Raw genomic sequence first — 10,627 nt, forward strand, 5'->3', positions numbered from 1 at the left:
AGCACAACCTACTCAGTGGGCAGTAACAACGGGCACAAAGCTGCTGAGTTGATAATCAGTAATTTCATACCGAATCATAAGGACGGTTAGATATTGCGCAAATTTGGAAACGTTTCTGCACTCCCATCAGAGCAAATAATAGTGCAGAAACTTATTCAAATCAGTGCAAAACGTTTTTCCGCGCTACATCTCCACGCCGCCTTCACTGTGCGAAATTGCAATATCCAGCCGGTGGCCTTCCTGCGCATAACGCAGCGCATTTTCCATCAGAATAGTGAAGACCTGCCCGAGACGGAACGGATCCCCGACATAAGGACAGGGGATATCGGGCGTCACGGTGATGTCAAAACCGGCTTCCGCTAACTGCGGCCTGAGCCAGGCCACGCGCTCGCGCAGCAGTTCAGCCAGATCCAGAGATGTTTTATGAAGATTCAGCTGACCGGCATCCGCCAGCGAAAGCAAATGCAGTTCGTCAATCAGCCGGTTCAGATGCAAAAGCTGTTTCATGACCATCTGTAACTGACGCGGCTCCGGCTGAAATACGCCATCAAGCATCCCCTGCAACCGCCCTACCGCCGCCGTCAGCGGCGAACGCAGCTCGTGCGCCATCGCGACATGCGACGCCCGCAGTTCCCGCTCATAGCGGGAAAGTTGCAGCATCATGGCGTTGAAATCATCGGTAAACTGGATAAGTTCAGACGGGGCATTTTTCACCGCTTCAGCCCGTGTATTGAAATCCCCTTTTGTGACCGAACGGGCCACCTGCGCCAGACGGCTGAACTGCGACGAAAGCGGGCGCGCGGCTTTTAAACCCAAAAGCGCGATAAAAGGGATCACCACGACCACCAGAATGCCGACCATCATCCAGTCGGCAGAAGCAATCGAAGGATCCGAATAGCGCACGCCCCAGCCTTGATCCACAATCTCATGAAACCGCGCCAGATTAAGCTCAGGGTTACTGCGCAGCACCTCAAATTCAGCCCGCATTGCCGGGGACATGTGGTGCAACACCCAAACATTTTCGATGACAAAGCGCAGCCACATGCACAGCGCAATCAGGATCACGCTGCCGATTGCCAGCGTCAGGATACGGACACAAATCCAGCGCCAGAGGGACTGATAATGTGGGCCACTCATGGTTGCCTGAACCGGTAACCGACGCCACGCACGTTGACCAGCACGTTGACGATCCCCGCAGATTCCAGCTTTTTACGCAGGTTATAAACGTGCGTATCAACGACCCTTTCCAGCGCCTCGCTTTCCGGCAGGCAATGTTCAAGCAGATATTGCCGTGAGAACGGACGCGTCGGAGCGCGCATTAATGTGCTCAGCACACCGAACTCTGTTGGTGTTAAATCCAGATAGCGCGGTTCACCCGAGGCTGACCGGACAGCGGCGGTGAGGGCATCGGTATCAACATCAAGCCCCTGCCAGCACAACACGGAAGACACGGCCTCTGAGCCGGAAATCACCCGCCGGAGTACAGCCTGCACCCGCGCCACCACTTCGCCAGGGTTGTAGGGTTTGACAACATAATCATCAGCCCCGAACCGCAGCGCACCAATTTTGTCAGGCATATCGCCCATTGCCGTCACCATGATCACCGGAACGCGGCTTTCGCGGCGGATTGACGCCAGAACGTCCGTCCCTCTTATTCCCGGCAACATCACATCCAGCAGAATAAGATCAGGCTTCCACCGCTGCGCATTCTCCAGCCCGGATAGCCCGTCTCCCGCAATCTGCACCTCATAACCTTCACGTTTCAAATACGCATCAAGAACATCCGCCGCATCGACGTCGTCTTCAATGATCAGGATCCGTTTTGTTTGCATGTCTGCCGCCTTGACTGTTTCTTCATAAATCCCAGACAGTTTATTGACACTGCCTCTGCATACTCCGGTTTTCGGCGCGGCTGCAATCCGCTACGAACCATACGGTTGGGTGATGAGGAGTCACAATGATATCCAGAAAACTTATGCTGCACATTACCTGTTTCACGCTGTCCGCAACAGCGTGGCAGGCACAGGCCGGTGACGATGCGTCAGCGGAAACGTTTACGGTCGGGATGGGCGCACAAAGCGCCCCGCGTTACAGCGGATCAGATCAGCGTCACTGGCTGGCGGGGCCGGTCATTCAGACGCGGGACAACGCGTTTTTCTTCGACTCCCTGAAAGGCGTGGGGTATGACTTACAGGCAGATAACGGCCTGTATCTTGAACATACGCTGGGGTTCAGCCTGGGACGGGCGGACAGAAATTCCACCTGGCGTGATGGTTCAAATAAACTCAAAGGCATGGGAAATATCGATGCAGCCGTCAATACCGCCATCGCGGTGGGCTGGTCTGCCACGCCGTGGCTTTCATTTGAAGGCAAAGCCACCCTGCCGCTGAGCGACGGGCAAGGCGTACACTATCAGACATCCGCCACGCTCCTGCCCGTGCAAAATAACGCTGACACCGTTGCACTCCAGTCCGCGGCACTTTTTGGCGACCGGCGTTACATGAATACCTTCTATGGCGTGAGCCAGAAACAAAGCGAACGCACGGATTTCGCGCCTTATCAGGCCGCCGGGGGGTTTTATGGCGTGGACAGCAGTCTGACGTGGAGTCACCAGTTCACGCCACACTGGGGCAGCGTCGTCAGTGTAGATTACGCCTGGCTGAGCGATCACGCCGGTAAAAGCCCGATCGTTGACCAGCGCGGCGGAACCACGCTGAATCTTGGCGTGCTTTATACTTTTTAAGCATTCCCGCCGCGCAAACCCGAATTTAAAAACCGTGATCCGCTGCAAAAACACCTGCACTGAGTTTTGTTACTGTCATCCATGAACTTACGAATGAAAGTAATATATACTTCGTATGTAATAAAAATCATAAACGACACGGGAGAATCATCATGCATAAAACCCCCATCGCGACAAAACTGCCGGAAGATTACAAACAGCAAATCATTGAAGTAAAACAAAAACTACGGTCTCAGATTGGTGATGTGCAAGGGCTTTTTGATCAGGTGCGCAGCAAAATTGAATCAGAGATTGCTGCCGCCCGTGAAGAGGAACGTGCTCAGGGTTCGGCGTGGCCAGAGATCGAATGGTCAGATCTCGCCGCCGGAAAAGGATCAGAGGCGCTGATTGCGCAGGTTAAGCGCCGTGGTTGTGTGGTTGTGCGCGGAACGTTCGGGCGCGATGCGGCGCTGGCGATGGACGAGTCCATGCTCAGTTATCTGGACAATAACCATTTCGACGACGTTTACCGCGGGCCGGGCGATAATTTCTTTGGCAGTCTGGAGGCTTCGCGTCCCGAAATTTATCCCATCTACTGGTCAAAAGCGCAGATGGAGGCAAGGCAAAGTCAGGAGATCGGCGCGGTTCAGTCATTCCTCAACCGGTTGTGGAAATTCAACAGCGAAGGAAAAGTCTGGTTTAACCCCGATATCAGCGTCATTTACCCTGACCGGCTCCGCCGCAGACTGCCGGGAACGACCTCCAAAGGCCTCGGCGCGCACACTGACTCCGGCGCGCTGGAACGCTGGTTATTGCCTGCTTATCAGAACGTCTTTCGGAATATTTTCAACAATCGCTTTGACGAATATGACCCGTGGGATGCGGCGTTCCGGCCAGATGTGAATGAATATGACGTCGCTGATACCACAAAATGCTCCGTATTCCGCACCTTCCAGGGCTGGACGGCGTTGTCTGATATACAAAGCGGCCAGGGCGTTTTGCACGTTGTGCCGGTCCCGGAAGCGATGGCCTACATGTTGCTTCGCCCGTTGTTAGATGACGTACCCGAAGATGAATTGTGCGGCGTCGCGCCGGGCCGGGTTTTGCCTGTCTCAGAGAAATGGCACCCTCACCTCATTAACGGCCTTTGCAGCATTCCGCAATTACAGGCCGGAGACTCTGTCTGGTGGCATTGTGATGTGATTCATTCGGTTGCGCCGGTTGAAAACCAGCAAGGATGGGGAAACGTGATGTACATTCCGGCAGCGCCGATGTGCGATAAAAATCTGGCGTATGCGCACTCCGTACACGACGCCCTGAAACAGGGAACTTCCCCTGCGGATTTCCCGCCAGAACATTATGAAATGAACTGGAAAGACCGGTTCCGGGATACCGATCTGAATAAGAACGGCCTTCAGGGCTTAGGGCAGGACGCCGCGAAGTAATCCCATTCCCATTCAATGCAGACCTTGCGTTTAAGGTCTGCATTGTCCCCCCGAAACAACGACCATCTGATGCCCGCAAACCCCATAAGCGCAAAGCCAACGGGTAGGTTCAGGGAAAAAACGTGATGATTTACGATTAGCAACGCAACATTGCTTTCTTCTACGTGGCCGAACGCTTATATACATGAAACACCAACGCACATTCTCCCTTAACGTGAGGCCATAATGACTGACAGCCGCTTAATTGTGAAAAAACCCCTTCCGCCGTTTACGCGTGAAAGCGCCATCGAAAAAGTCCGGCTTGCCGAAGATGCGTGGAACAGCCGCGATCCGCAGCGCGTCAGCCAGGTGTATTCTGCCGATACGCGCTGGCGCAACCGCAGCGAATTCGTCACGGGTCAGGCCGGTGTGGTGGAATTCCTGCAACGTAAATGGGCAAAAGAGCTGGATTACCGCCTGATTAAAGAGCTGTGGGCGTTCGACGGTGAGCGGATTGCCGTGCGGTTTGCTTACGAATGGCACGACGATTCCGGCAACTGGTTCCGCAGTTTTGGCAACGAAAACTGGGCGTTTAACGCGCAGGGGCTGATGTTCGAACGTCACGCGTGCATCAACGATTTACCCATCGCTGAAGCCGACCGCAAATTCCACTGGCCGCTGGGCCGCAGACCTGACGATCATCCCGGCCTGAGCGAATTCGGGTTTTAACCGGCCGCCGCCCGGTTCAGATTGTCTTCGCGGACAAAATCGATAAACGCCTGCAAAGGCGCGGGGATCAGGCGGCGATCGTTGTAATAAAGATAAGGGCCTGAAAACGACAGCCACCATGGCTGCAAGATGGGCTCCAGCTTACCGCTGACAATGGCGGGCGCCAGCCACTCTTCGAACAGGTAGATGATACCCGCGCCCGCGATAGCGGCTTCCACGGCCAGATCCACCGCACCGCCGACGCTCACCACCAGCGGGCCGCTCACCTGCACGCTGAGGTTTTCGCCATCGCGCTCAAATTCCCAGTCCGGCATATTACCGCTGGCATAACGGCCACGCAGACAGCGATGCTCAATCAGATCCCGCGGATGTTCCGGCCTGCCCTGCGCGTCGAGATACGCGGGAGACGCCGCCGCCGCATAACGCTGACGGCGCGGCCCGATGGGAAGCGCCACCATATCCTGCTCAAGACGTTCGTCGTAACGAATACCGGCGTCGCAGCCGTCGCGAAACACATCCTGCACATTACTTTCCGCAATAATTTCCAGCTGGATATCCGGATAACGCCGGAGGAATTCCGGCACCAGCGCAGGCAAAACCAGCCGCGTAGCGCTGACAGGAACGTTCAGCCGCAGCGTGCCGCCGGGGGTATTGCGATAACGGTTAAGCGCATCCAGCGCGGCATTCACCTCATTCATGGCGGGCTGCAAACGTTCGATCAGCGCCCTGCCGGCTTCGGTCAGCACCACTGTGCGGGTCGTCCGGTGAAAAAGCCGGATGCCGAGCTGCTGTTCTGCGCGACGCACCGCATCACTGAGCCGGGACGCATTGCTGCCGGTGACGCGCGCCGCCTCACGAAATCCACCGGCTTTCGCCACTTCAACCACTGCGTGCAACAGGGCGATATCCATCGACATTGTGCGGGACCTCGTACAGTTTGTCCTGATTTTACCGGATAGTTGCACAACCAGCGCCCCGCTACAATCAGTGAACATTCACAGAGGAGAATTCCATGTCAAAGCCTTCCATGACTTATCGCCTGGGCGATCGCGAAGTAGGACGCTTAGGTTACGGCGCCATGCAACTGGCGGGACCGGGCGTTTTTGGCCCGGTGAAAGATGAAGCGCGGGGCATTCAGGTATTGCGTGACGCCATCGCCAGCGGTGTGAATCATATCGATACCAGCGATTTTTACGGCCCGCATGAAACCAACCGGCTGATCAAAAAAGCGCTGCATCCGTACCCTGACAATCTGTGTATTGTGACCAAAGTCGGCGCGCGCCGTGATGAAAAAGGCGGCTGGTTACCGGCTTTCAGCCCGCAGGAACTGACGCAGGCCGTGGAAGATAACCTGCGTAATCTGGGGCTGGAAACAATAGACGTGGTGAATCTGCGCAGCATGCTCGACATTCATCAGCCGAAAGAGGGTTCACTCGAACCACAACTGGAAGCGCTGATCAGACTGAAAGAACGCGGTTTGATTCACCATATCGGCCTGAGCAATGTCACGGCAACTCAGGTCGCTGACGCGCAGAAACTGACGGCAATTGCCTGCGTTCAGAACATGTATAACCTGGCGAACCGGCGCGATGATGCGCTGGTCGATACCCTTGCGGAACAGGGCATTGCGTATGTGCCTTTCTTCCCGCTGGGCGGTTTTTCACCGTTGCAGTCCACGTTGCTTGATGAGGTGGCCGCCACATTGCAGGCCACACCGATGCAGGTCGCGCTGGCGTGGCTGCTCAAACGTTCACCGAATATTTTGCTGATCCCCGGCACGTCGTCGCCGGAACATTTACAGGAAAATCTGGCGAGCGCGACGCTGCAATTGTCCGAAGACGTGATGGATAAGCTAAACAGAATATAAGGCCAGCCGTAAGGTAAGCCTTTCATCAGTGGCTGAAATAGCGTCTGACCGTGGGTAATATCTAAAAACCATATCTCAGCCACGCAAAAAGCACGTTGCCGTTATTGTAAGTTCCGGGGATGTAGGTGAACTGCAAATTGACGTTTTTATATCCCGCAGAAAAAAGTGGGAATAAGAATGGCAGCGGTACGTAATTAGCGAAATCCTGACGGGCGGTAATTCCGCCCGCTAATCCCAGCCCAAGACGGACATCCTTACTTTGCGTGAAATACCCTCCCTTTTCCCACCCGTAACCGGCGGCGGGTTGCCACTCGCGGTGGGAATCCTGAAATACCATCGCAAAGAGTCCACTCCAGTTTCCCTCTTCTGTATAGCGGGAAACGCCAATCCCGCCACCCCACGGCATTTCATTATAATGATCTGTTTTATGCTTATCGTACGTCAGCCGGTTATGCCAGCTTAGAAAAGGAAGATAGACATCGGTATATTGCGGTTCATTCCAGGTCAGGGAAACATCGTCTTTAAAATCTTCCCACAGGCCCGATACTCCGCTTCTGTTGTCGCCCGTGGGGTTAGCAGCCACTGCGGGTATCGTGCAGGCAATGCCTAACACCATCATGATTGAATTGAGTTTTTTCTTTATTATCATCCGTCCACCAGAGTTTGCTGAGAGCACTATTTCAGTCAATGATAGCTCATCCTCCGGCAGGGACTTTTATTGTTAATCAATAAACCTCAATAAAATCAGAAGTGCATTTTTACGCCTGCTGCCTTGCGCGGGTGGCCTCCCATTTCCCCGGTTCGCTTTTATCCGGCGTTTGAACAATCATATTAGGCAGCGCCATTTCAATATCCTGCTCGATAAGCTTCTCGATAATACGGATATTGATTTCCTGCTGAATATCCATGTATTTGTTGTAGTCGGCTGTATTGACGATATGAACCACTTCGATATTCAGGCGGTCTGTGCCAAACCCAAGAAGGTGCGCACGGTCGAATTTAGTTTCACCCACATCAATAATAATGTCTTTGACCATATCGCCGATATTACGCAACTTCTCCGGCGGCGTATTAATCGCGACACCAAAATTGAATACGATACGGCGCGTCTGCATTCGCTTGTAATTATGCAACGTTTGCTGGAGCAAAATGGCATTACCGCAGACGATCTGCTCACCGCTCAGGCTGCGTATTCGCGTGGTTTTCAGGCCAATATGTTCGACCGTTCCGGCGACATCATTAAACACAACAAAATCACCAATTTCGAAAGGTTTATCAAAACCGATGGAGAGTGACGCGAAGACGTCGCTGAGAATGGTTTGAATGGCGAGCGCGATGGCGATACCGCCGACGCCCAGGCTGGCGACCAGCGCGGTAATATTGACGCCCACATTCGCCAGAATCGACAGCAGCATCACCGTCCACACCACCGCGCGGAATATCAGACCGGTGATCACCAGCGTAACCGGGTTTCTGTGCATGCGGGGCTGACGCATAAGATCGCGTAACCACGAAACGACCGCCTGATCCAGCCACAGCGCCATCTGGAAAGCCAGAACCAGGAACCACGCGTGGGTTATCGTGCTGTAGAGATGATCGGGAAGATTAACGAACCGCAGGCTGAACAAAAAGGCTGCGATAAAAATCAGTAAGTTGCTTGTCCGGTTGAGAATTTCGCCGAGCACAAACCGTATTCTGTGGCTGGCCTGATTCACCTCCCCCCAGCTTTTTACGCCTTTGCGCAAAAATGAGAGCACCCAGCTCAGCAGCCAGTAAGTAGCAAACGTCACAATCACCATCGTCGCGACGCCTGTCCAGAACTCCGGCGTCATCACCAGCGTGATGAAATCGAAATGTGATAGAAAATTCATTTTCCCTCCCGGAATTAACCGCAAACTACCAGTATAGGGAACGCAGACGCGCGGGCTGACAGAATCGGAAAGTTCGGTAAACAGAAGCAAAAACTGAAAAAGAAGAAACATTGCCGCGTCGGCGTGATCTATCATCAATAGGTAAGCTGCGATTTGCCCGGTTGACTCTGCGTCCAGTCGTGAGTCCAATGTTCTGAAAAACGTTCAACTGAGGTGCTTAATTATGAAAAGAGCTTTAGTGGTGGGTTATATGTCGTTCGTTTCAATTGCATTGGTCGCAGCGCTGATCATTGGTGCCCGCAACTAAGTGCGGTTTTTTTTATCAGGGCCAGCAGGACGCTGACAGCGTCCGCCGTAAAAAACATAAGCCATCCTGCGAATGACGTTATTTTGCAGAATGGCTTTTTTATTGCCTTCATCCCCGCGCACGGGTTATGCCACGTCTCCCGCGCCCTTCGCCATAACGACCTGCTTACGCAGAACAGTCATCGCCTCTTTGTATGACATATCTTTGCGGAATAACCCTGCGGTGCCGAGAACAAACAGGTCAATTTCCGTGCCGAGCTTTTTTACCACCTCGGGAGAAATAGCACCGTCGATGGCGATGAGCGCATCGCTCTTATTTTCATTCAGCATGGTCCTGAGCCGGCGGACTTTGCTGAACGAGCTTTCTATAAAAGGCTGCCCCGCAAAACCCGGATTCACTGACATCACCATGACTACGTCTACCACGTCGAGGATTTCCTCCAGAATATTCAGCGACGTGCCGGGGTTAATCGCCACGCCTGCTTTGATGCCGCGGCTGCGGATATTGCCCAGCGTCCGGTGCAAATGGATTGGCGCTTCGGCGTGGACATAAATAATGCTGCAACCCAGATCGGCAAAACGCGCGATGTAAGGGTCCGGGTTCGTGACCATCAGGTGGACGTCATAAGGTATCGTCGCCAGCTTCGAAACGGCTTTGATATCTTCCGGGCCGAGCGCAAAGTTCGGGACAAAATGTCCGTCCATGACGTCGATATGGAACATCGCCGCACCGGCCGCTTCAAGGCTGGACAGTTCCTCACCCAGACGGGAAAAATCCACGCACATCAGCGACGGGCAAAATTGCGTGGTCATTGCTGCGCCTCCTCGATGGCGGTGATCATCTCCACCCGTTTCTGGTGGCGTCCGCCTTCAAATTCAGCATCCAGCCACGCGTCGATAATCATCTTTGCAAGCTCAGAACCGACAACGCGTGACCCAAAGGAAAGAATATTGGTGTTGTTATGTTCGCGGGACAATTTCGCCGAATACGGCTCGCTGCACACCACCGCGCGAATGCCGTGAACTTTATTCGCCGCAATGGAAATGCCGATCCCGGAACCACAAAATACAATCCCTAAGTCGGCTTCGCCTGAAACCACCGCGTCTGCCACCGCTTTGCCGTATATCGGATAATCCGTGCGCGTATTCTCATCAGCGCCTTTATCTGTCACCGTCATGCCCCGGCTAATTAAATGCCCGATGATGTCCGCTTTGAGAATAAACCCGACGTGATCACAGCCAATTGCAATATTCATATTTCTCCCTTCAACCATTAACAATAAATAAAATGAAGCGGTGGACAGGGGGAATAATTCCCCCTCACCTTCGCTATACGCTTTCGAGACAATCCTGCAAATTCGATTTAATGAGCGTGACGTGCGGGCCGTAAATCACCTGAACACCTTTGCCTTTTCGGATCACGCCTTTTGCGCCTGAGCTTTTTAGCAGCGCGTCATCCACCTGATTTTCATCCAGAACCGTGATACGCAGACGCGTGGCGCAGCAGTCGACATCCGAGATATTGGCCGCGCCACCCAGCCCGGCGATAATGGTTTGCGAAATATTGAGCCCGTCCCCGTTCAGCCCACCGGTATTATTTTTCTGATCGCGCGCGGCGAGATCCTGCCGGGTATAAAGGGCTTTGTTGAATAAATCGGATTTAGATAAAAGCTCCCCTCGTCGCCGACTTCCTCAGGTAATCCGTACA

10 protein-coding genes and 2 pseudogenes are annotated in these 10,627 nt (G+C 53.7%); 4 read left to right on the forward strand and 8 right to left on the reverse strand.

Going from position 1 to position 10,627, the window contains the following annotated elements; genetic code table 11:
- Nucleotides 1–186: 186 nt before the first annotated feature.
- Both J8X26_RS23950 and J8X26_RS23955 read right to left on the reverse strand, forming a co-directional pair.
- Nucleotides 187–1,137 (reverse strand): annotated as a pseudogene (locus tag J8X26_RS23950) (histidine kinase dimerization/phospho-acceptor domain-containing protein); the annotation flags it as partial.
- Nucleotides 1,134–1,832 carry a response regulator gene (locus tag J8X26_RS23955; RefSeq protein ID WP_152323810.1) on the reverse strand — a complete coding sequence of 233 codons (699 nt, stop codon included), beginning with the start codon at nt 1,830–1,832 and terminating at the stop codon, nt 1,134–1,136. The pseudogene J8X26_RS23950 and the gene J8X26_RS23955, both read right to left, overlap by 4 nt.
- A 125-nt stretch (nt 1,833–1,957) precedes the next feature.
- Here J8X26_RS23955 and J8X26_RS23960 point away from each other — a divergent pair, with 125 nt between their 5' ends.
- The 3 genes from J8X26_RS23960 to J8X26_RS23970 all read left to right on the forward strand — a co-directional run bounded on the left by J8X26_RS23960 (nt 1,958) and on the right by J8X26_RS23970 (nt 4,875).
- Nucleotides 1,958–2,743 (forward strand): MipA/OmpV family protein, encoded by a 786-nt coding sequence (locus tag J8X26_RS23960; protein WP_208952166.1) that lies wholly within the window; start codon nt 1,958–1,960, stop codon nt 2,741–2,743.
- Nucleotides 2,744–2,895: 152 nt separating this feature from the next.
- A complete protein-coding gene (locus J8X26_RS23965) occupies nt 2,896–4,167 on the forward strand; it encodes a DUF1479 domain-containing protein (protein WP_208952167.1) in 1,272 nt (423 codons plus the stop codon).
- Nucleotides 4,168–4,392: 225 nt separating this feature from the next.
- The gene (locus tag J8X26_RS23970) at nt 4,393–4,875 is read left to right on the forward strand and encodes a nuclear transport factor 2 family protein (protein ID WP_152323807.1); all 483 of its coding nucleotides are present in this window, start codon (nt 4,393–4,395) and stop codon (nt 4,873–4,875) included.
- Here the strand turns inward: J8X26_RS23970 and J8X26_RS23975 are convergent.
- Nucleotides 4,872–5,792, reverse strand: coding sequence for a LysR family transcriptional regulator (locus J8X26_RS23975; RefSeq protein ID WP_165060206.1), 921 nt, complete (start codon nt 5,790–5,792; stop codon nt 4,872–4,874). The two genes, J8X26_RS23970 and J8X26_RS23975, sit on opposite strands and share 4 nt — an antisense overlap.
- A gap of 95 nt (nt 5,793–5,887) precedes the next feature.
- Between J8X26_RS23975 and J8X26_RS23980 the strand changes: the two genes are divergently transcribed.
- Complete coding sequence (locus J8X26_RS23980; RefSeq protein ID WP_208952168.1) at nt 5,888–6,742, forward strand: aldo/keto reductase family oxidoreductase; 855 nt, start codon at nt 5,888–5,890, stop codon at nt 6,740–6,742.
- Between the two features lie 61 nt (nt 6,743–6,803).
- Here J8X26_RS23980 and pagP read toward each other — a convergent pair whose 3' ends face one another.
- From pagP to J8X26_RS24005, 5 genes and pseudogenes are all read right to left on the reverse strand, one after another.
- Complete coding sequence (pagP, locus tag J8X26_RS23985; RefSeq protein WP_208952170.1) at nt 6,804–7,391, reverse strand: lipid IV(A) palmitoyltransferase PagP; 588 nt, start codon at nt 7,389–7,391, stop codon at nt 6,804–6,806.
- Nucleotides 7,392–7,500: 109 nt separating this feature from the next.
- Entirely contained in the window at nt 7,501–8,613 is a 1,113-nt protein-coding gene (locus J8X26_RS23990; protein WP_152323804.1) for a mechanosensitive ion channel family protein, read from the reverse strand.
- Nucleotides 8,614–9,045: 432 nt separating this feature from the next.
- The gene (rpe, locus tag J8X26_RS23995) at nt 9,046–9,732 is read right to left on the reverse strand and encodes a ribulose-phosphate 3-epimerase (RefSeq protein ID WP_208952169.1); all 687 of its coding nucleotides are present in this window, start codon (nt 9,730–9,732) and stop codon (nt 9,046–9,048) included.
- On the reverse strand, nt 9,729–10,175 hold the full coding sequence (rpiB, locus tag J8X26_RS24000; RefSeq protein WP_152323802.1) for a ribose 5-phosphate isomerase B: 447 nt from the start codon (nt 10,173–10,175) through the stop codon (nt 9,729–9,731). The genes rpe and rpiB overlap by 4 nt, the downstream gene beginning before the upstream one ends.
- A gap of 73 nt (nt 10,176–10,248) precedes the next feature.
- Nucleotides 10,249–10,557: pseudogene (locus tag J8X26_RS24005) on the reverse strand (glucose PTS transporter subunit EIIB); the annotation flags it as partial.
- Nucleotides 10,558–10,627 lie beyond the last annotated feature (70 nt).

It is taken from the genome of Rahnella sp. ChDrAdgB13 (assembly GCF_017655185.1).
GTDB classification, from domain to species: Bacteria; Pseudomonadota; Gammaproteobacteria; order Enterobacterales; family Enterobacteriaceae; genus Rahnella; species Rahnella contaminans.